This window comes from Streptomyces sp. NPDC056948 (genome assembly GCF_042674225.1).
In the GTDB taxonomy this organism is placed as follows: domain Bacteria; phylum Actinomycetota; class Actinomycetes; order Streptomycetales; family Streptomycetaceae; genus Streptomyces; species Streptomyces purpurascens.
Window position 1 is genome coordinate 1 of the sequence record NZ_JBHUQX010000153.1, and the last position, 19886, is coordinate 19886.

30 protein-coding genes and 1 pseudogene are annotated in these 19886 nt (G+C 66.2%); all 31 read right to left on the reverse strand.

What is annotated here, in order from left to right:
• Positions 1-221: pseudogene (locus tag ACFTZL_RS20700) on the reverse strand (DNA-directed RNA polymerase subunit alpha); the annotation flags it as partial.
• A gap of 148 nt (positions 222-369) precedes the next feature.
• The gene (gene rpsK, locus ACFTZL_RS20705) at positions 370-774 is read right to left on the reverse strand and encodes a 30S ribosomal protein S11 (RefSeq protein ID WP_003956432.1); all 405 of its coding nucleotides are present in this window, start codon (positions 772-774) and stop codon (positions 370-372) included.
• A gap of 65 nt (positions 775-839) precedes the next feature.
• Positions 840-1220, reverse strand: coding sequence for a 30S ribosomal protein S13 (gene rpsM, locus ACFTZL_RS20710; RefSeq protein ID WP_189728755.1), 381 nt, complete (start codon positions 1218-1220; stop codon positions 840-842).
• A 197-nt stretch (positions 1221-1417) separates the two neighbouring features.
• Entirely contained in the window at positions 1418-1531 is a 114-nt protein-coding gene (gene rpmJ, locus ACFTZL_RS20715) for a 50S ribosomal protein L36 (protein ID WP_003948619.1), read from the reverse strand.
• A gap of 58 nt (positions 1532-1589) precedes the next feature.
• The gene (gene infA / locus ACFTZL_RS20720) at positions 1590-1811 is read right to left on the reverse strand and encodes a translation initiation factor IF-1 (protein WP_003948620.1); all 222 of its coding nucleotides are present in this window, start codon (positions 1809-1811) and stop codon (positions 1590-1592) included.
• Positions 1812-2045: 234 nt separating this feature from the next.
• A complete protein-coding gene (map, locus tag ACFTZL_RS20725) occupies positions 2046-2882 on the reverse strand; it encodes a type I methionyl aminopeptidase (RefSeq protein ID WP_382584695.1) in 837 nt (278 codons plus the stop codon).
• Positions 2883-3014: 132 nt separating this feature from the next.
• Entirely contained in the window at positions 3015-3677 is a 663-nt protein-coding gene (locus ACFTZL_RS20730) for an adenylate kinase (RefSeq protein ID WP_142160575.1), read from the reverse strand.
• Entirely contained in the window at positions 3677-4990 is a 1314-nt protein-coding gene (secY, locus tag ACFTZL_RS20735) for a preprotein translocase subunit SecY (RefSeq protein WP_382489369.1), read from the reverse strand. The genes ACFTZL_RS20730 and secY overlap by 1 nt, the downstream gene beginning before the upstream one ends.
• Positions 4991-5236: 246 nt before the next feature.
• The gene (gene rplO, locus ACFTZL_RS20740; protein WP_382584699.1) at positions 5237-5692 is read right to left on the reverse strand and encodes a 50S ribosomal protein L15; all 456 of its coding nucleotides are present in this window, start codon (positions 5690-5692) and stop codon (positions 5237-5239) included.
• A 2-nt stretch (positions 5693-5694) separates the two neighbouring features.
• Entirely contained in the window at positions 5695-5877 is a 183-nt protein-coding gene (gene rpmD, locus ACFTZL_RS20745; RefSeq protein ID WP_006140898.1) for a 50S ribosomal protein L30, read from the reverse strand.
• 2 nt (positions 5878-5879) lie between these two features.
• Positions 5880-6485, reverse strand: coding sequence for a 30S ribosomal protein S5 (gene rpsE, locus ACFTZL_RS20750; protein WP_164332815.1), 606 nt, complete (start codon positions 6483-6485; stop codon positions 5880-5882).
• A gap of 43 nt (positions 6486-6528) precedes the next feature.
• A complete protein-coding gene (gene rplR, locus ACFTZL_RS20755) occupies positions 6529-6912 on the reverse strand; it encodes a 50S ribosomal protein L18 (RefSeq protein ID WP_382584702.1) in 384 nt (127 codons plus the stop codon).
• A 3-nt stretch (positions 6913-6915) separates the two neighbouring features.
• Complete coding sequence (gene rplF, locus ACFTZL_RS20760; protein WP_382584705.1) at positions 6916-7455, reverse strand: 50S ribosomal protein L6; 540 nt, start codon at positions 7453-7455, stop codon at positions 6916-6918.
• Positions 7456-7478: 23 nt separating this feature from the next.
• Positions 7479-7877 carry a 30S ribosomal protein S8 gene (gene rpsH / locus ACFTZL_RS20765; RefSeq protein WP_104789270.1) on the reverse strand — a complete coding sequence of 133 codons (399 nt, stop codon included), beginning with the start codon at positions 7875-7877 and terminating at the stop codon, positions 7479-7481.
• A gap of 213 nt (positions 7878-8090) precedes the next feature.
• On the reverse strand, positions 8091-8276 hold the full coding sequence (locus ACFTZL_RS20770) for a type Z 30S ribosomal protein S14 (RefSeq protein WP_003948630.1): 186 nt from the start codon (positions 8274-8276) through the stop codon (positions 8091-8093).
• A 5-nt stretch (positions 8277-8281) separates the two neighbouring features.
• Complete coding sequence (gene rplE, locus ACFTZL_RS20775) at positions 8282-8839, reverse strand: 50S ribosomal protein L5 (protein ID WP_003992366.1); 558 nt, start codon at positions 8837-8839, stop codon at positions 8282-8284.
• Positions 8839-9162 (reverse strand): 50S ribosomal protein L24, encoded by a 324-nt coding sequence (gene rplX / locus ACFTZL_RS20780; RefSeq protein ID WP_376641110.1) that lies wholly within the window; start codon positions 9160-9162, stop codon positions 8839-8841. The genes rplE and rplX overlap by 1 nt, the downstream gene beginning before the upstream one ends.
• A gap of 2 nt (positions 9163-9164) precedes the next feature.
• On the reverse strand, positions 9165-9533 hold the full coding sequence (gene rplN / locus ACFTZL_RS20785) for a 50S ribosomal protein L14 (RefSeq protein ID WP_003992364.1): 369 nt from the start codon (positions 9531-9533) through the stop codon (positions 9165-9167).
• Positions 9534-9640: 107 nt separating this feature from the next.
• Complete coding sequence (gene rpsQ, locus ACFTZL_RS20790) at positions 9641-9928, reverse strand: 30S ribosomal protein S17 (RefSeq protein ID WP_003992363.1); 288 nt, start codon at positions 9926-9928, stop codon at positions 9641-9643.
• The gene (gene rpmC, locus ACFTZL_RS20795; RefSeq protein ID WP_010036720.1) at positions 9928-10152 is read right to left on the reverse strand and encodes a 50S ribosomal protein L29; all 225 of its coding nucleotides are present in this window, start codon (positions 10150-10152) and stop codon (positions 9928-9930) included. The genes rpsQ and rpmC overlap by 1 nt, the downstream gene beginning before the upstream one ends.
• Entirely contained in the window at positions 10152-10571 is a 420-nt protein-coding gene (gene rplP, locus ACFTZL_RS20800; protein WP_382584709.1) for a 50S ribosomal protein L16, read from the reverse strand. The genes rpmC and rplP overlap by 1 nt, the downstream gene beginning before the upstream one ends.
• A gap of 5 nt (positions 10572-10576) precedes the next feature.
• Positions 10577-11401 (reverse strand): 30S ribosomal protein S3, encoded by an 825-nt coding sequence (gene rpsC / locus ACFTZL_RS20805; protein WP_184591448.1) that lies wholly within the window; start codon positions 11399-11401, stop codon positions 10577-10579.
• Positions 11401-11748, reverse strand: coding sequence for a 50S ribosomal protein L22 (rplV, locus tag ACFTZL_RS20810; RefSeq protein ID WP_184591450.1), 348 nt, complete (start codon positions 11746-11748; stop codon positions 11401-11403). The genes rpsC and rplV overlap by 1 nt, the downstream gene beginning before the upstream one ends.
• A gap of 42 nt (positions 11749-11790) precedes the next feature.
• A complete protein-coding gene (gene rpsS / locus ACFTZL_RS20815; protein ID WP_057607913.1) occupies positions 11791-12072 on the reverse strand; it encodes a 30S ribosomal protein S19 in 282 nt (93 codons plus the stop codon).
• 12 nt (positions 12073-12084) lie between these two features.
• Positions 12085-12921: a 50S ribosomal protein L2 gene (gene rplB, locus ACFTZL_RS20820; protein ID WP_382584713.1), complete on the reverse strand. Its 837-nt coding sequence runs from the start codon at positions 12919-12921 to the stop codon at positions 12085-12087.
• A 40-nt stretch (positions 12922-12961) separates the two neighbouring features.
• Positions 12962-13381 (reverse strand): 50S ribosomal protein L23, encoded by a 420-nt coding sequence (gene rplW / locus ACFTZL_RS20825; protein WP_382584716.1) that lies wholly within the window; start codon positions 13379-13381, stop codon positions 12962-12964.
• The gene (gene rplD, locus ACFTZL_RS20830) at positions 13381-14037 is read right to left on the reverse strand and encodes a 50S ribosomal protein L4 (protein ID WP_382584719.1); all 657 of its coding nucleotides are present in this window, start codon (positions 14035-14037) and stop codon (positions 13381-13383) included. The genes rplW and rplD overlap by 1 nt, the downstream gene beginning before the upstream one ends.
• A gap of 7 nt (positions 14038-14044) precedes the next feature.
• Positions 14045-14689 carry a 50S ribosomal protein L3 gene (rplC, locus tag ACFTZL_RS20835; RefSeq protein WP_030839681.1) on the reverse strand — a complete coding sequence of 215 codons (645 nt, stop codon included), beginning with the start codon at positions 14687-14689 and terminating at the stop codon, positions 14045-14047.
• Between the two features lie 17 nt (positions 14690-14706).
• The gene (gene rpsJ / locus ACFTZL_RS20840) at positions 14707-15015 is read right to left on the reverse strand and encodes a 30S ribosomal protein S10 (protein WP_003948644.1); all 309 of its coding nucleotides are present in this window, start codon (positions 15013-15015) and stop codon (positions 14707-14709) included.
• Positions 15016-15491: 476 nt separating this feature from the next.
• Positions 15492-15788, reverse strand: a complete 297-nt coding sequence (locus ACFTZL_RS20845; RefSeq protein WP_382584722.1) for a hypothetical protein — start codon at positions 15786-15788, stop codon at positions 15492-15494.
• Positions 15789-15971: 183 nt separating this feature from the next.
• On the reverse strand, positions 15972-19886 hold a 3915-nt coding region (locus ACFTZL_RS20850; RefSeq protein WP_382584725.1), incomplete at its 5' end, for an RHS repeat-associated core domain-containing protein.

Sequence of the window (19886 nt, forward strand, 5' to 3'; positions counted from 1 at the left end):
GTGACGTCCTCCTTGACGCCCGGCACGGTGGTGAACTCGTGCAGGACACCGTCGATACGGATGGACGTGACCGCCGCACCCGGGATCGAGGACAGGAGAGTCCGGCGGAGGGAGTTGCCGAGGGTGTATCCGAAGCCCGGCTCCAGCGGCTCGATCACGAACCGGGAGCGGAACTCGTCGACGACCTCTTCGGTCAACGAGGGACGCTGAGCAATCAGCATGTTGCGATCCTTCTGTCAGGGGCGACCGCTATTTGACGCCCTGATTCACCAGGCGGAGCCTGATGTGCTACGTGCAAGGGTACGGGCGATACAACCCGAAGGGGTCGTACCGCCCGAAAACCTCAGACCAAGCGGCCTGCGTCCAAGATCAGACGCGACGGCGCTTGGGCGGACGGCAGCCGTTGTGCGGGGTCGGCGTGACGTCCTGGATGGAGCCGACCTCGAGGCCGGTCGCCTGCAGGGAGCGGATCGCGGTCTCACGACCGGAGCCCGGGCCCTTGACGAAGACGTCGACCTTGCGCATGCCGTGCTCCTGGGCGCGACGGGCAGCCGACTCGGCGGCCATCTGCGCGGCGAACGGCGTGGACTTGCGCGAGCCCTTGAAGCCGACATGGCCGGCGGAGGCCCAGGAGATCACGTTGCCGGACGGGTCCGTGATCGAGACGATCGTGTTGTTGAACGTGCTCTTGATGTGCGCGTGGCCGTGAGCGACGTTCTTCTTTTCCTTGCGGCGCACCTTCTTGGCAGCGCCCTGACGTCCCTTGGGGGGCATCTCTTAACTCCTACGGGAGGTGGTCGGTCCTACAGCGAAGACCGTGGACAGGCGTCCGCTGCGGACTACTTCTTGCCCGGCTTCTTCTTGCCGGCGATGGCGCGACGCGGGCCCTTGCGGGTGCGGGCGTTGGTGCTGGTGCGCTGACCGCGGACGGGCAGGCCGCGGCGGTGACGCAGACCCTGGTAGCAGCCGATCTCGACCTTGCGGCGGATGTCGGCCTGGATCTCACGACGGAGGTCACCCTCGGTCCTGATGTTGTTGTCCACGAACTCGCGGATCGCGACGAGCTGCTCCTCGGAGAGGTCGCGAACGCGGGTGTTCGGGTCGACGCCGGTGGCGGCCAGCGTCTGCTGCGCGAGGGTCCGGCCGATGCCGAACACGTAGGTGAGGGCGACCTCCACGCGCTTTTCGCGCGGGATGTCGACACCGGAAACGCGTGCCATTCAATGGCTCCAGTTACTTGTCGGAGGTCTTCCACAGAACCGACTCCCAGCCGCCGTATGAGGTACGAACTGGGTCCCCGGCCTCCGAACCAGAGGTGTCAGGCGAACATCGTCCACCCGGGTCCTGCGTATGAACATATTCAGCTCGCGTCGCGCGAATCCCTGCGATGGATGCAGAGGGTGCGATCCGCTGTCGATCAGCCCTGGCGCTGCTTGTGGCGCGGGTTGTCGCAGATGATCATGACCCGGCCGTGACGGCGGATCACCCTGCACTTGTCGCAGATCTTCTTGACGCTCGGCTTGACCTTCATTAGTGAGGTTCTCCGGGTCAGTGCCACCACCTCGCCGAAGCGAGATGCGGGGCAAGATCTACTTGTAGCGGTAGACGATCCGGCCACGGGTCAGGTCGTACGGAGACAACTCCACCACGACCCGGTCGTCAGGGAGGATGCGGATGTAGTGCATGCGCATCTTGCCGCTGATGTGTGCCAGGACCTGGTGGCCGTTCTGGAGCTCGACCTTGAACATGGCGTTCGGAAGAGACTCGACGACAGTGCCCTCGATCTCGATGGCACCTTGCTTCTTGGCCACGCTTCGCCCTTCGAATCGACTACCTTGATCGACTCCGAGCGAGCGCATGCAGGCATGCGGGTGCACCAGAGCCGACGAGTCAGTCTACGTCAGGGCACCCGGAAAGACGAATCGGGGAAGTCTGCCCCAGCAGGAAGGTCATTATGCGCACCCAAGGGGCGCGGGGAACTGCGCGAGGAACCCCCACGCCCCCGCAGCCGCCGACGGTCCGGACCAACCCACCCCGGAAGGCGCTCAGCCCAGCGGATCCGGAGCAGCGACAATGCCGAGCTCCGCCAGCTTCGCCTTACCCCCGTCGGGAGACGTGAGCACCAGCGGGCCTTCCTCGGTCAGGGCGACCGAGTGCTCCCAGTGCGAGGACCAGGTGCCGTCGGTGGTGATGACCGTCCAGTCGTCCTGGAGGACCTCCGTCTTCGGGGTGCCCAGGGAGACCATCGGCTCGATGGCGAGGCAGAACCCCGGCACCAGCTTCGGGCCCTTGCCGCGCCGCCGCTCGACGTAGTTCAACAGGTGCGGGTCCATGTGCATCTCGGTGCCGATGCCGTGGCCGCCGTAGTCCTCGATGATCCCGTAGCGCCCGCCGCCCAGCTTGGGCTGGCGGCGGATGTACGTCTCGATGGCCCGGGAGACGTCGACCAGCCGGTTGCCCTGCTTCATGGCAGCGATGCCGGCCCACATCGACTCCTCCGTCACCCGGGAGAGCTCGACCAGCTCCGGGGCGTGGCCGGAGCCCACGAAGGCCGTGTAGGCGGCGTCGCCGTGCCAGCCGTCGATGATCGCGCCGCAGTCGATGGAGATGACGTCCCCGTCCTTGAGGACGACGTCGTCGGACGGGATGCCGTGGACGACGACCTCGTTCACGGACGTGCAGATCGTCGCCGGGAAGCCGCCGTAGCCGAGGAAGTTCGGCTTGGCGTTGTGCTCGGCGAGCACCTTGCGGGCGACCTGGTCCAGATCCTTCGTCGTGGCCCCCGGCACGGCGGCTTCACGGGTCGCCGCGTGGATGGCGGCGACGACCAGGCCCGCCTCGCGCATCTTGGCGATCTGCTCGGAGGTCTTGATCTGCACCATGGGGACTACGGCCTTTCTGGACCGGAGAGTGAATGAACGTCTTCAACGATAAGGGGCCGCGCGAGCGACCCCGCCCCACGCAGCAGCCGCGGCTCCCCGAGGGGAACCGCGGCCGTAGCTGCGTACGAACGACTACTTGTCGCCCTCGCCACGCTTCAGCGCCTCCATGGCGCGCGTCGTGACGTCCTCCACCTTGCCGAGCGCGGAGATCGTGACCACCAGGCCCTGGGCCTTGTAGTAGTCGATGATCGGCTCGGTCTGCGTGTGGTAGACCTCCAGCCGCGTCCGGACGGTCTCCTCGGAGTCGTCGTCCCGCTGGTACAGCTCGCCGCCGCAGACGTCGCAGACGCCCTCCTTGGCCGGCTGCTTGTACGTCACGTGGAAGACGTGCGAGGAGTCGTTGCGGCAGATACGCCGACCGGCGATCCGCTTGACGACCTCGTCCTCGGGGACCTCCAGGTCCAGCACCGCGTCGAGCTGCATGCTCTCGGTCTCGAGCAGCTCGTCGAGCGCCTCGGCCTGCGAGACGTTGCGGGGGAAGCCGTCCAGCAGGAAACCGTTCTCGGCGTCCGGCTGCTCCATGCGGTCCTTCGCCATGGCGATGGTGACCTCGTCGGGCACCAGGTTGCCCGCGTCCATGTAGGACTTCGCCAGTTTGCCGAGTTCCGTCTGCCGGCTGATGTTGGCCCGGAACAGGTCGCCCGTGGAGATGTGCGGGATCGACAGGTTCTTGGCCAGGAACGCGGCCTGCGTTCCCTTACCGGCACCCGGCGGCCCGACGAGGACGATACGCATCAGCGGAGGAACCCTTCGTAATTGCGCTGCTGGAGCTGGCTCTCGATCTGCTTCACGGTCTCGAGGCCCACACCCACGATGATCAGGATGCTGGTCCCGCCGAACGGGAAGTTCTGGTTTGCCCCGAAACCAACCAACGCCATCGTCGGCACAAGAGCGATCAGACCCAGGTACAGCGAACCCGGCCAGGTGATCCGGTTGAGTACGTAGCTCAGGTACTCAGCGGTCGGTCGGCCAGCCCGGATGCCCGGGATGAAGCCACCATACTTCTTCATGTTGTCGGCGACTTCCTCGGGGTTGAAGGAGATCGCCACGTAGAAGAACGCGAAGAAAACGATCAGCAGGAAGTACGTAATGATGTAGTACGGGTGGTCGCCCTTGACGAAGTGTTGCTCGATCCAGGTCTTCCACTCCGACTTTCCACCGGCGAACTGGGCGATCAAGGCCGGGATGTAGAGCAGCGACGAGGCGAAGATGACGGGGATCACACCCGCCTGGTTCACCTTGAGCGGGATGTACGTGGACGTACCGCCGTAGGAGCGGCGGCCGATCATGCGCTTCGCGTACTGCACCGGGATACGGCGCTGGGCCTGCTCGACGAAGACGACCAGGCCGACCATGACCAGGCCGACGAGGATGACGGTGCCGAACTCGATCCAGCCGCCGGCCAGGGAGCCCTGCTTCTTGATGGCCCACAGGGCGGACGGGAAGGTGGCGGCGATCGAGATGAACATCAGGATCGACATGCCGTTGCCGATGCCGCGGTCGGTGATGAGCTCACCGAGCCACATCACGGCCGCGGTGCCGGCGGTCATCGTGATGACCATGGTGATGGTGACGAAGATCGACTGGTCCGGGACGATCTGACTGGCCACCGGGCAGCCCTGGAACAGGGCGCCGCTGCGGGCGGTGGCGACGAGGCCAGTGCCCTGGAGAATCGCGAGGGCGATCGTCAGATAACGCGTGTACTGCGTGATCTTCGCCGTACCGGCCTGGCCCTCCTTCTTCAGGGCTTCCAGGCGGGGGATCACCACAGTCAGCAGCTGGAGGATGATGCTCGCCGTGATGTACGGCATGATGCCCAGCGCGAAGATGGTGATCTGCAGCAGCGCACCGCCACTGAACATATTGACCAGACCGAAGAGACCCTGGTTGGCCTGGGCGTTATCGATACACGTCTGGACGTTCCGGTAATCGACACCTGGGATCGGGATGTGTGTACCGACCCGGTAGACCACGATGATGGCGAGCGTGAAGAGCAGCTTCTTGCGCAGGTCGGGCGTCTTGAACGCCCGGGCGAACGCGGTGAGCACGGTGCCTCCTGCGACCCCCGCGCAACTGCGTCAAGGGTGACGGTCTTGAGAGTCCAATGGGAACAACGACATAGGTAACGACCAACTGCCGCTCAGAGTGCCCGAAGTGAAGCACCCTGTGAAAAGAGGGCAGTGCAGGCCACCTTACCGGCGCGACTGCCGCCCTAGGAACGACCAACCGGGGATACCCCATATGTGGGGTATCCCCGGTCGGGATCGCTCAGGTCATCAAGACGCCTGTGGTGTTCAGACGAGCTCGGTGACGGTACCGCCGGCGGCGGTGATCTTCTCCTTGGCGGAGCCGGAGACGGCGTCGACCGTCACCTGCAGCGCCACGGAGAGCTCGCCCTGGCCGAGGACCTTGACGAGGCTGTTCTTGCGGACGGCACCCTTGTCGACCAGGTCGGCAACGGTGACCTCCCCACCCTCGGGGTAGAGGGCGGCGAGCTTGTCCAGGTTCACGACCTGGAACTCCGTCTTGAACGGGTTCTTGAAGCCCTTCAGCTTCGGAAGACGCATGTGGAGGGGCATCTGGCCACCCTCGAAGCGCTCCGGAACCTGGTAGCGGGCCTTCGTGCCCTTGGTACCACGACCGGCCGTCTTACCCTTCGACGCCTCACCACGACCGACACGGGTCTTGGCGGTCTTGGCGCCCGGGGCGGGACGGAGGTTGTGGATCTTGAGCGGGTTGTTCTCCGCCATGATCAGTCGACCTCCTCGACCGACACGAGGTGGCGGACGGTGTGCACCATGCCGCGGAACTCGGGGCGGTCCTCCTTGACGACCTGCGTGTTGATGCCCTTGAGACCAAGGGAACGCAGGGTGTCACGGTGGTTCTGCTTGCTGCCGATGTAGGACTTGACCTGCGTAATCTTGAGCTGCGCCATGATTACGCACCCGCCCCGGCACGCGCACGGAGAAGAGCCGCGGGGGCGACGTCCTCGAGGGGCAGACCACGGCGGGCCGCGATCTCCTCGGGACGCTGCAGGCCCCGGAGGGCCTCCACGGTCGCGTGCACGATGTTGATCGCGTTGTCGGAGCCGAGCGACTTCGACAGCACGTCGTGGATACCGGCGCACTCGAGCACGGCACGCACCGGGCCACCGGCGATAACACCGGTACCGGGCGACGCGGGCTTGAGCAGAACGACGCCGGCAGCCTTCTCACCCTGGATGGGGTGCGGGATGGTGCCCTGGATACGGGGGACCTTGAAGAAGTGCTTCTTGGCCTCCTCAACACCCTTGGCGATGGCGGCCGGCACCTCCTTGGCCTTGCCGTAACCGACACCCACGGTGCCGTCACCGTCGCCCACCACGACCAGCGCGGTGAAGCTGAAGCGACGACCACCCTTCACAACCTTGGCGACGCGGTTGATCGCGACAACGCGCTCAACGTACGCGGTCTTCTCGGCGGCAGCTGCGCCGCCGTCACGGCCCTTCCGGTCCCGCCGCTCGCCGCCACCGGCACCGCCACCGCGGCGCTGGGGTCCAGCCATTGGAATTACCTCTCTCTGTCTCCGCTAGCTACGGAACCAGGACTCAGAACTTGAGTCCGGCCTCGCGGGCGGCGTCCGCCAGGGCGGCGATGCGCCCCGCGTACTGGTTACCACCACGGTCGAACACGACGGCCTCGACACCGGCAGCCTTGGCGCGCTCGGCGACCAGGGCGCCGACCTGCTTGGCCTGCGCGGACTTGTCGGCCTCGCCACCGCGGATCGAGGTGTCCAGGGTGGACGCCGACGCAAGGGTGTGACCCTTGATGTCGTCGATCACCTGGGCCACGATGTGGCGGTTCGAGCGGGTAACGACCAGACGCGGACGCTCCGCCGTTCCGTTGATGTGCTTACGGATCCGGATGTGGCGGCGCTTGATCGCGGCGCGCTTGTAGGCGTCGCCCTTAAGGATCTTCTGTCCGTATGCCATGGCTTACTTACCCGCCTTTCCGACCTTGCGGCGGATGACTTCGCCCTCGTACTTGACGCCCTTGGCCTTGTACGGGTCGGGCCTGCGCAGCTTGCGGATGTTGGCCGCAACCTCGCCGACCTTCTGCTTGTCGATGCCCTCGACCGAGAAACGAGTCGGGGACTCCACCTTGAAGGTGATGCCCTCGGGGGCCTCGACCAGGATCGGGTGGCTGTAGCCCAGGGAGAACTCCAGGTTGGAGCCCTTGGCCTGGACGCGGTAACCGACACCGCTGATTTCGAGCTTCTTGACGTATCCCTGGGTCACACCGGTGATCATGTTCGCCACCAGCGTGCGGGACAGGCCGTGCAGGGCCTTGCTCTGCCGCTCGTCGTTGGGCCGGAGCACCTGGAGGGTGCCGTCCTCGGCCTTGGCGATGTCGATCGGCGCGATAACGGTGTGGGTCAGTGCGCCCTTGGGGCCCTTGACCGCGACCGTACGGCCGTCGATGGTGACGTCCACGCCGGCGGGAACCGGGATGGGGAGCTTGCCGATACGCGACATTTTGTCTCTCCTCCGTTCCCGAACTACCAGACGTAGGCGAGGACTTCCCCACCCACGCCCTTCTTCTGCGCCTGCTGGCCGGTCAGGAGACCGTGGGACGTGGAGATGATGGCCACGCCCAGGCCGCCCAGAACCTTCGGCAGGTTGGTGGACTTCGCGTACACCCGGAGACCGGGCTTGGAGATCCGCTTGATGCCCGCGATGGAGCGCTCACGGTTGGGGCCGAACTTCAGCTCCAGGACGAGGTTCTTGCCGACCTCGGCGTCCTCGACCTTCCAGCCCGTGATGAAGCCCTCCTGCTGGAGGATCTCCGCGATGTGCGACTTGATCTTCGACGCCGGCATCGTCACGGAGTCGTGGTATGCCGAGTTCGCGTTCCGCAGACGCGTCAGCATGTCTGCGATCGGATCAGTCATGGTCATGAATTGGCCTTCGGCCTCTCTCGCCGGGGTTTCCTGGTGCGCCATCCCTCTCCCCGATCCGAGACGGGACGGGTGCGGCGCGGTGGACCTACGGCGTAGTAAGTCGTACGGGCGACTGTCAGGCGCCCAACCCTCCAAGCCTAAGCCATGAAGGGGAGGGCGCCTGACACGCCCATTGCTTACCGAGAGCCCTGCTAATCCCTAAAAGGGGGATTACCAGGAGCTCTTGGTCACGCCCGGCAGCTCGCCACGGTGAGCCATCTCACGAAGGCACACGCGGCACAGGCCGAACTTGCGGTACACGGAGTGCGGGCGGCCACAACGCTGGCAGCGGGTGTAGCCACGCACACCGAACTTCGGCTTGCGAGCAGCCTTAGCGATCAGAGCCTTCTTCGCCATCTCGCTCACGCCTCCTTGAAGGGGAAGCCGAGGTGACGAAGGAGCGCGCGGCCCTCAGCGTCGTTGGTCGCCGTGGTCACCACGGTGATGTCCATACCCCGGGTGCGGTCGATCTTGTCCTGGTCGATCTCGTGGAACATGACCTGCTCCGTGAGACCGAAGGTGTAGTTGCCACGGCCGTCGAACTGCTTGGGGGACAGGCCGCGGAAGTCGCGGATGCGCGGCAGCGCGAGCGACAGGGTGCGGTCCAGGAACTCCCACATGCGGTCGCCACGGAGCGTGACGTGGGCACCGATCGGCTGGCCCTCACGCAGCTTGAACTGCGCGATGGACTTGCGGGCCTTGGTGACGGCCGGCTTCTGACCGGTGATCGTGGTGAGGTCCTTGATGGCACCCTCGATCAGCTTGGAGTCGCGGGCGGCGTCGCCCACACCCATGTTGACCACGATCTTGACGAGACCGGGGATCTGCATGACGTTCTCGTACTTGAACTCGTCACGCAGCTTGCCCGTGATCTCCTCACGGTACTTCTGCTTCAGACGCGGGCTGGTGGTGGTCGTCATCAGATGTCCTCACCCGTCCGCTTGGCAACGCGGATCTTGTTGCCTTCGTCGTCGAAGCGGTAACCGACGCGGGTCACGACCTTGTTGCCGTCCTTCTCCACGACCAGCTGGACGTTGGAGACGTGGATCGGCGCCTCGGTGGTGACGATGCCGCCGGCCTGCGAACCGCGAGCCGTCGGACCGGCCTTGGTGTGCTTCTTGACCCGGTTGACACCCTCGACCAGGACGCGCTCGTCGCGCGGGAAAGCGGCAATGACCTTGCCCTGCTTGCCCTTGTCCTTACCGGTGATGACCTGAACCAGGTCGCCCTTCTTGATCTTCATGCTCACAGCACCTCCGGCGCGAGGGAGATGATCTTCATGAACTTCTTCTCGCGCAGCTCACGGCCGACCGGGCCGAAGATACGGGTGCCACGAGGGTCGCCGTCGTTCTTCAGAATGACAGCGGCGTTCTCGTCGAAGCGGATGTACGAGCCGTCCGGACGGCGGCGCTCCTTGACGGTGCGAACGATGACCGCCTTGATGACGTCACCCTTCTTCACGTTGCCGCCGGGGATCGCGTCCTTGACGGTGGCGACGATGACGTCACCGATACCCGCGTAGCGGCGACCGGAGCCACCGAGCACACGGATGCAGAGGATTTCCTTCGCACCCGTGTTGTCGGCGACACGCAGTCGCGACTCCTGCTGGATCACGTCTATCTCCTGGTTGTCTGCCGGTTCCCGACAGGGGCTTTCCTCTTGCGAGGTCGGCCCCTGCCGAGCCTGGCGGAACGATTCCTAGGGGGTCCCCCTAGGAGGGATTACTTGGCCTTCTCGAGGATCTCGACGACGCGCCAGCGCTTCGTCGCGGACAGCGGCCGGGTCTCCATGAGGAGGACACGGTCGCCGACACCCGCGGCGTTCTGCTCGTCGTGCGCCTTGAGCTTGTTGGTACGGCGGATGACCTTGCCGTACAGCGCGTGCTTGACGCGGTCCTCGACGGCGACGACGACGGTCTTGTCCATCTTGTCGCTGACGACGAGACCCTCGCGGGTCTTGCGGAAGCCGCGGGCCTCTGCAGTCTGCTCAGTCACGTTGCTCTCACTCATCAGGCGCTCTCCACCGTCTCGATGCCCAGCTCGCGCTCACGCATCAGGGTGTAGATCCGCGCGATGTCCTTACGGACGGCCTTCAGCCGGCCGTGGTTCTCGAGCTGGCCCGTCGCCGCCTGGAAGCGGAGGTTGAACAGCTCTTCCTTGGCCTCGCGGAGCTTGTTCAGCAGCTCCTCGTTGCCCAGTTCGCGCAGCTCGGACGCCTTGGTACCGGCCGACATCACGCTTCACCTGCCTCGCGCTTGACGATCTTGCACTTCATCGGCAGCTTGTGGGCCGCACGGGTCAGGGCCTCGCGCGCGATCTTCTCGTTGGGGTACGACAGCTCGAACATCACGCGTCCGGGCTTGACGTTGGCGATCCACCACTCCGGAGAACCCTTACCGGAACCCATGCGGGTCTCGGCAGGCTTCTTGGTGAGGGGACGGTCCGGGTAGATGTTGATCCAGACCTTGCCGCCACGCTTGATGTGACGAGTCATGGCGATACGAGCTGCCTCGATCTGCCGGTTCGTCACGTACGCCGGGGTCATGGCCTGAATGCCGTACTCGCCGAACGCAACCTGCGTGCCACCCTTGGACATGCCGTTGCGCTTGGGGTGGTGCTGCTTGCGGTGCTTGACCCTACGGGGGATCAGCATGTCGGTCAGGCCTCCGTTCCGGTGCTCTCAGCCGGAGCGGCGGACGCGGGAGCCTCGGCCTTGGGGGCCTCGGCACCAGCGGCCTGCTGCGGCTTGCGACCGCGCCGCTCGCCACCGCGGCCACCACGGGCCGGGCGGTCGGCACCGCCGCGGGCCGGGCGGTTACCCGCACGGGCAGCAGCGTTCTCGGCGCGGACCTCGGCGATGTTCTTGACGTCGCCCTTGTAGATCCAGACCTTCACACCGATGCGGCCGAAGGTCGTCTTGGCCTCGAAGAAGCCGTAGTCCACGTTCGCGCGGAGCGTGTGCAGGGGCACACGGCCCTCGCGGTAGAACTCCGAGCGGGACATCTCGGCGCCACCGAGGCGGCCACCGCACTGGATCTTGATGCCCTTGGCGCCGGCCTTCATCGTGCCCTGCATGCTCTTGCGCATGGCGCGACGGAAGGAGACGCGGGAGGAGAGCTGCTCGGCGACGGCCTGGGCAACCAGCTGAGCGTCCGTCTCGGGGCTCTTGACCTCGAGGATGTTCAGCTGGACCTGCTTGCCCGTGAGCTTCTCGAGGTCACCGCGGATGCGGTCGGCCTCGGCGCCACGGCGGCCGATGACGATGCCCGGACGCGCGGTGTGGATGTCCACACGCACACGGTCACGGGTGCGCTCGATCTCCACCTTCGAGATGCCGGCGCGCTCCATGCCGGACGTCATCATCCGACGGATGGCGACGTCTTCCTTGACGTAGTCCTTGTACAGCTTGTCGGCGTACCAACGCGACTTGAAGTCGGTCGTGACACCGAGCCGGAACCCGTGCGGGTTTACCTTCTGGCCCATTACCGGGTTCCTTCCTTGCTGCTGACGACCACGGTGATGTGGCTGGTCCGCTTGCGGATCCGGTAGGCACGGCCCTGGGCACGCGGACGGAACCGCTTCAGGGTCGGGCCCTCGTCGACGTAGGCCTCAGAGATGAAGAGGCTGTCGACATCGGTGTGGTCGTAGTTGTGCGCGGCGTTGGCAATGGCGCTGTCCAGCACCTTGCCGACCGGCACGCTCGCGGCCTGCGGGGCGAAACGCAGGACCGCCTGAGCCTCCGTGGCGTTGAGGCCACGGATGAGGTCCACCACTCGGCGGGCCTTCATGGGCGTGACGCGGATGTACCGCGCCTGGGCCCTGGCGTCCATGGTTGTCCTTCCAGTGTCTGTCATGGTCATTCCACCCCGCTGCTAGCGGCGCTTCGACTTCCGGTCGTCCTTGACGTGACCCCGGAAGGTGCGCGTCGGCGAGAACTCGCCGAGCTTGTGGCCGACCATCGACTCGGTGACAAACACCGGAATGTGGGTCTTGCCGTTGTGCACCGCGAGCGTGTGGCCGAGCATGGCCGGCACGATCATGGAGCGACGGGACCAGGTCTTGATGACGTTCTTGCTGCCGGCTTCGTTCTGAGCGTCCACCTTCTTGATCAGGTGGTCGTCGACGAAGGGCCCCTTCTTCAAGCTACGAGGCATCTCAACCCGTCCTTAGCGCTTCTTGTTCGTCTTGCGGCGGCGGACGATGTACTTGTTCGACGCCTTCTTGGGCGAACGAGTACGGCCTTCCTTCTTGCCCCAAGGGGACACCGGGTGACGACCACCCGAGGTACGGCCTTCGCCACCACCGTGCGGGTGGTCCACCGGGTTCATGACCACACCACGCACGGTCGGGCGAACGCCCAGCCAGCGCTTACGGCCCGCCTTACCCCAGTTGATGTTGCTCTGCTCGGCGTTGCCCACCTCGCCGACCGTGGCGCGGCAGCGCTGGTCGACCAGGCGGATCTCACCGGACGGCATGCGGAGGTGGGCCATCGAGCCCTCCTTCGCGAGCAGCTGCACCGAGGCGCCGGCGGAGCGGGCGAACTTCGCACCGCCGCCCGGACGCAGCTCGATGGCGTGCAGCGTGGTACCGACCGGGATGTTGCGCAGGGCAAGGTTGCTGCCCGGCTTGATGTCGGCCCCGGGACCGTTCTCGACGCGGTCGCCCTGGCTCAGGCCACGCGGCGCGAGAATGTAGCGCTTCTCGCCGTCCGCGTAGTGCAGGAGCGCGATGCGCGCGGTGCGGTTGGGGTCGTACTCGATGTGCGCGACCTTCGCCGGCACGCCGTCCTTGTCGTGACGACGGAAGTCGATCACGCGGTAGGCGCGCTTGTGGCCACCGCCCTGGTGGCGGACGGTCACACGACCGGAGTTGTTACGGCCACCCTTGCTGTGCAGGGGGCGGACCAACGACTTCTCCGGCGTGGACCGCGTGACCTCGACGAAGTCGGCGACGCTGGAGCCGCGACGGCCCGGCGTAGTCGGCTTGTACTTGCGGATTCCCATTTCTCAGTCCTCGTCCGATATCGGACGATCCGGACCGCCCTCAGGCGGTCGGACCGCCGAAGATGTCGATACGGTCGCCCTCGGCAAGGGTCACGATCGCGCGCTTGGTGCCGGCACGCTGACCGAAACCGGTCTTGGTGCGCTTGCGCTTGCCCTGGCGGTTGATCGTGTTGACCCCGGTGACCTTGACCGAGAAGACCGCCTGGACGGCCTGCTTGATCTGGGTCTTGTTGGCGCTCGGGGCAACGACGAACGTGTACTTGCCCTCGTCGAGGAGCGCGTAGCTCTTCTCCGAGACAACCGGCTTGAGCAGCACGTCACGGGGGTCCGTGAAGGACTTGCTCAGCGGGGTCTCGACGGTGTTCTTGCCCTCGGTGGCGTGGCGACGCGCCTTCTTGACGCGCGCCTCCTTGGCCTTCTTCGCGGCCTTCGAGGCAATGGCGGGGTGACGGATAGCCATCAGGCCTCGCTCCCTTCGGTGTCATTGGCCTTCGGGCCGGACACGAAGGACTCGAAGGCGGTCTGGGTGAAGACCACGTCGTCCGAGACGAGAACGTCGTACGTGTTCAGCTGGCCCGGCTCCAGGATGTGGACCTGGGGCAGGTTGCGGGCGGACAGCCACGCGGCCTCATCGGCGCGGTCGACGACCAGGAGCAGGTTCTTGCGCTCCGAGATCTTGCCGAACAGCGTCCTGGCGGCCTTCGTCGACGGGTTCTCACCCTCGATGACGCCGGAGACGACGTGGATGCGGTTGTGGCGGGCCCGGTCGGTGAGGGCGTGACGCAGAGCGGCAGCCTTCATCTTCTTCGGGGTCCGCTGCGAGTAGTCACGCGGCTGCGGGCCGTGGACGACGCCACCGCCGGCGAACTGCGGCGCGCGGGTCGAACCCTGGCGCGCGCGGCCGGTGCCCTTCTGGCGGTAAGGCTTCTTACCGCCACCACGGACTTCACCGCGACGCTTGGTCTTGTGCGTGCCCTGGCGGGCAGCGGCGTTCTGCGCGACGACGACCTGGTGGATCAGCGGGATGCTGATCTTCTCCACGCCGAAGATCTCCGCGGGGAGCTCGACGCTTCCGGTCTTCTCGCCTGCAGGCGAAAGGATGTCAACAGTGCTCATCGGTACCTCAGGCCCCCTTGGCCGCAGTGCGGACCAGGACGAGGCCGCCGTTCGGACCGGGAACCGCGCCCTTGATGAGCAGCAGACCCTTCTCCGCGTCAACGGCGTGGACGGTCAGGTTCTGGGTGGTGACACGCTCGTTGCCCATGCGACCCGCCATGCGGAGGCCCTTGAACACGCGGCCCGGGGTGGCGCAGCCACCGATGGAACCGGGCGAGCGGTGCTTGCGCTGGGTGCCGTGTCCGGCGCCGAGGCCCTTGAAGTTGTGACGCTTCATGACACCGGCGAAGCCCTTGCCCTTGCTCTTGCCGGTCACGTCGACCTTGAGGCCGGCCTCGAACACCTCAGCGGTGATCTCCTGGCCGAGGGTGTACTCGCTGGCGTCAGCGGTACGGATCTCGACGAGGTGGCGGCGGGGAGTGACGTCGGCCTTGGCGAAGTGGCCCTTGAGGGGCTTGTTCACCTTGCGCGGGTCGATCTCGCCGAACGCGATCTGGACGGACTCGTAGCCGTCGACGTCGTTCGTGCGGACCTGGGTGACGACATTGGGGCCGGCCTTGACGACGGTGACCGGAACAACACGGTTGTTCGCGTCCCACACCTGCGTCATGCCGAGCTTCTCGCCCAGGATGCCCTTGATCTGCTTAGCCATTCTCAGATCACCGGCCTTCAGAGCTTGATCTCGATGTCGACACCGGCCGGGAGGTCGAGTCGCATCAGAGAGTCAACGGTCTTGGGGGTCGGGTCGAGAATGTCGATCAGGCGCTTGTGCGTGCGCATCTCGAAGTGCTCGCGCGAGTCCTTGTACTTGTGCGGCGACTTGATGACGCAGTACACGTTCTTCTCAGTGGGCAGCGGCACCGGGCCCGCGACCGACGCACCAGTGCGAGTCACCGTCTCGACGATCTTCTTCGCCGAGGAGTCGATGACCTCGTGGTCGTAGGCCTTGAGCCGGATGCGGATCTTCTGTCCCGCCATGGCTACTCAGTAGTCCTGTCTCTCGTAACGCTCTGGAACCCGGTGTTCCGTACTATCCGTTCTCCGACCCACGCGGTCGGGCGTGTCGCGCTCCCGCTGACAAGGATGTCCCATGGTTCGAACATCCCTGCGGGATTGCACACGGCCCTTCCGGAACCGCGAGCCGGGGGCGACTGCGTCAATTGACCGACGCGGGCCCACCGGGTGCCTGGCCGGTGCCGCGCAGACACTTCCCGGAAGATTCCCGTACGTCCGCCTCAGCGCTGCCGTATGGCAGTTGGGGCGACGAGTACTGTGGGACTCGCTTCCGGTCCCCCCGGCGGGAGGCGCGCAGCATCAACACTCGACCGAGCAACTCGGACAGTCTGCCATATGGGGCAGGGCGGGCGCCAATCGAGCCGAGGAGAATACCCCGGGGGTGATGTAGGTCAAACCGTCTGGCTGCCGAGCGTTCGTATCCGCCGGCCAGCTCTCGGCTACCTGCGTCCGCGCAGGGCCCGCCAGGCATCGGTGCCGGCATCCTCGGCCCGCAGCCACCAGCCCTGCAGCTTGTCCCGCATGGTCATCAGTACCCACCGCCACTTGAGCCAGGGCGGCAGCCTGGGGAACGGCACGAATGTCAGCGCGTCCCTGATGGGCTGCTCGGCCAAGCCGCCCGGCCTTTCGGCACGCAGGGCGGCGTACAGCTCCGGGGTCAGTTGCTCATGGAGCCGGGCCGCGTGACCCGCTGCGGTGAAGGCATACCCCCGCTGCTCCTGGTCCGGCAGCCGCATGGCCCTGACGATTCGTGGCGACGCTTCCTCCAGTGAACACTGGAACGCCAGCCCGATGACCGCCGTACCGAGATGCGATGCGCCACGCTCGAACGCGGCATCCCACTCTCCGGGGTCATCGAGACCCAGCAGGCCTTCGCCGCTACCCCACTCCCACTCGGACGACACAGCCGACCTTCTTCCTCACCCGTCACACGGGGGCGGCAGCACCCGCTGCTTCTTGACATTGTCGATCATTCCTGCCTTCTTCAGCTTGGTCAGATCGCCCTGTGTGATGCTCTTCGACGGGTACGAGGACTGCACGTGACCGTGGTAGATCTCCTTGATGATATTGCCTTCGTTGTCGGTGATCGCCCGGTGCCGGTCCAGGACCACGATCTCGTTGTTCGCGTGATCCACACCGAGGCGGCGAGTGACGCTCGGGTTGTTCGGGTCCATGTCGATGGACCGGTCCAGCGCGGCCTGACCGTTGGACGGCGCACGGCTGACCTCGCCCTTGGCCGACGAACTGCTTCCCGAGCCGTGCTTGCTGTACGACGAGTCGTCGTAGACACGGACGGGCTCGGTGCTGTCGCCCTCGAGACCGAGCGGGTCGCTCCAGCGAAGGGGGTTGTCGACATATGCGTGGTGGTTCGGACCGGGGACCAGGCCGAGAGGGTCGGGGCTGAGGTAGCTCGCCGTGTCCGGGTCGTAGTAGCGGGCCAGGTTGTAGTGCAGGCCGGTTTCCGCGTCGCGGTACTGGCCCGGGAAAGCCAACGGGCACAGGCCGCCCTCATCGCCGGCGAGAGGTCTTCCCCACAGAGTGGTGGCCGCCCGCCAGGCGATCACACCGTCCTCGCCGACGAGTTCGCTGGGGGTGCCGACCAGGTCGGTGACAATCGCGTAGAACTGTCTGTCGATCGTGTCGGGGGCGTCGGTGCGCCACCTCCTTCGCACCTGGGCGGCCGCCCTGTGGGTGCCCGGTTCCCAGTCCCAGGTGTCGGTCTCGACCAGGCCGTCGCGGTGCGTCTGCTGCTCGGCGAGATTGGCACAGTCCCAGGTGAAGAGGACTTCCTCGGCGACCGAACCGTCCTCTGCCACGCGCCACTTGGCCGTCCGCCGGCCGAGTACGTCGTAGCGGTACCGCCACACACCGCTGTCGGGCGTCACAGCCTCGGTGAGCCGGTCATCCGCATCCCAGACGTACGTCCAGATCCGCCGCAGGCCGGACAGAGTACGCCGGATCACGCGGAGCACGCGCCCCTGGTCGTCATGCTCGTACGTGGCACGGCCCGCCGCCGTTACTCTCGTTCCGGAGTGCTCCACCGGACCCTGCGCGTCCTCTGCCCCGGAGGCGGGATGGGCGGCGCGGGCAAGGTTGCCGAGTTCGTCGTAGGCGTAGGACTCGGTCCAGGTCTCGGCCGACACCTGGGTGACACGGCCCGCGCGGTCGAGGCCGAACCTGCGGGTCGCGCCCAGCCGGTCGGTGATCGAGGTGACATGGCCGTCCCCGCGGTAGGTGTAGGACCGGGCTTGCTGCACGGTCGCACCAGGGTGTCCGGCATCGCCCGCTGTCCCGGATCGAATGACCTGCTCGACAAGGCGGTGACCGGCGTCCCAGGTCTGCGTCAGCATCGCGGCACCGGCGAGGTCCCGAGCGATCTCCCGGCCGGCCGCGTCGTGGGTGAAAGTCAGCTCGCCGCCCGCAGTGACGAGCGACGTGGGCAGACCCGCGGCATCGTAAGCCCAGTGTGATGTGGCGCCACTCGGTGTGGTCCGCCGCACCCGTCGGCCCAGCGGGTCGTACTCACTGGTGACAGTCCGGCCGTCGACCGTCTCCCCGACGATCCTGCCCACCGCGTCGTAGCCGTAAGCGACCCTGCCACCGAGGTTCGCCGCCTCGATCAACCGACCTGCCACGTCGTAGCGCAGTGCCGTAACGGCACCGTCGTCCGTGCGCGACGTCACCACCCGGCCGGCGGCGTCGCGGGTCAGGCGCACCTTCTGGCCTGTGCCGTTCGTCCGCTCGATCTGGCGACCTGTGGCGTCGTGGACGTAGCCGAGTGAGCGGCCGTTGAAGTCCGTTTCGCCGATGAGGCGGCTCGCCTCGTCGTAGCGGTAGCTCCATTCGTCGCCCCGCGGATTGATAACGCCGACGAGCCGCAATTCGGCGTCGTGAGCGAAGCGGTAACGGGTGCCGTCCGGGTCGGTCCGGGAACTGGGCAGGTCGAACCCGCCGTACTCGAACGTGGTGGTGAACCCGCCCGCGTCGCAGTGCACGGTGAGGTTGCCTTCCGCGTCGTACGACCACGTCTCCCGGCCGCCCTCTGCCCGCTCCCGCCACAGGAGCCGGCCCTCCGGGTCCCAGCCCTGGCGGACTGTGCCGCCGACCGGGTCGTTTGACCGCACGACGCGACCGAAGGCGTTCCTGCGCAAGGTGACGACGCTGCCGCGCGGGTCCACGACCCGAACGGGCAGCCCGGACTCGTCGGTTTCGAAGCGGAACGTGTTACCGAGCGCGTCGGTCTGCGCGATCCGGTGACCGCGTTCGTCGTACGCGTACGCGCTCACCGCCCCGATCGGATCAGTGCTGGTGAGCAGGTTGCCCCGGCCGTCATAGGTGCACTCCCAGCGTGCTCCATCGGCATCCGTGACTGAGACGGGCAGGACATCGTCGCTGTACTCCACCTCGACGCTGGTCCCGTCCGGCCGGTCCAGCCGAACCGGCTGGCCGTGCTCGCCCAGGGTGAACCGGGTGGTGTTGCCCAGTTCGTCGGTGCGGGACAGCAGCCTTCCGTAACGGTCCCATTCGGAATACGTGGTGTGACCGAGAGGATCACTCTCGGCGATGAGCTGCCCCAGCTCGTTGTGAAGGTAGGTCGTCGTGTTGCCGAGCGCGTCCGTGTAGCGCGTTTCGCGCACCTCGCTGTCGTACGCGATGGTGCAGGACAGCCTGCCCTCGGCGCCTTCACCGCTTGTGCAGCGGTCCAGTGTGTCGTAGGTGAAGCGATACCAGTAGCCGTTGCGGTCGGTCCACGACGTGACGCGGGCACGATCGTCATACGTGAGCTTCCGCGGCAATCCGCTGGAGTTGTAGATCTCGGTCAGGTTGCTCTCGGGGTCATAGCCGAACGTCCTGAGAATAGTGCCGTCCGGGCCGTCCTCGGGGTTGCGCAGACGAAGCCGGACGACACGTCCTTCCGCGGTGTCGACGTGCACGTGTCGACCGCCGGAGTCACGCACTGCTACGGGCGTGCCGTCAGCAGCGCGGTCGAAGTCAATGCGGAAGCCATTGGAGTCGGTGATCGCGGCCAGGGGCAGGGTGAAGGCCTCATCCACTGCGACCACGTTCGTTCCCGGCGCGAAATGGCGGGTGAGGCCCGTGGCGGGGTCGGTGATGCGAAGGGGAGCGCCCGGCGCACCGTCCCAGTCCAGCGGCCAGCGTGGTCCCTCCAGCGGCATGACCGAGGTGCCCGGTCGCGGCACTGGGTAAAAGAGAAGCATGCCGTCCTCGGTGGCGAAAACAGCCCCTTCGTCGTCCAGTTCAAGGCGTTCGTCCAGCGTGGAAGCCCACGAAGGTCCGAAGAAGCGGCCCCACTGGTACGTGGACAGATGGGTACGGCGAAGTACCAGCGGGAGCAACCCAGACAGCTCGACATCGGTCTCCTCCATGAGCATCTCGCCCGAGACCATGTCGATCGGATCGCCATTCTTGCACCGCCCCTTGGACGGCTTGGCCTTCGCCGCCGCGTCGTCGGCCTCTCGCCGCAGGCCCTTCCCGAACCCCTTCGCCATGGCCTTGAGGCCGCCCTTACCGAAGGCCTTGAGGCCCTTGGCAAGTCCGCCGAGGGTGGTCAGGCCCTTCAAGCCGGGTATGCAATCAAGCGCCGCGAACCCGACGTCCCATAGGGACGCCTGCCCTTTGGAGTACTTGTAGAGCGTGTCGGCGAGGACGACGGCGGCGGCGATCAGCACGATCGCGCCCAGGATCGGCCCGCCGATGATCATCGCGACGATGCCGACCACCGCGACGACGACCTTGCACACCGCCACGATGGTGTCCCAGTTGTCGACGAACCAGTCGCCGACCTCCTCCCACCACGACCGGTTCTGAATACC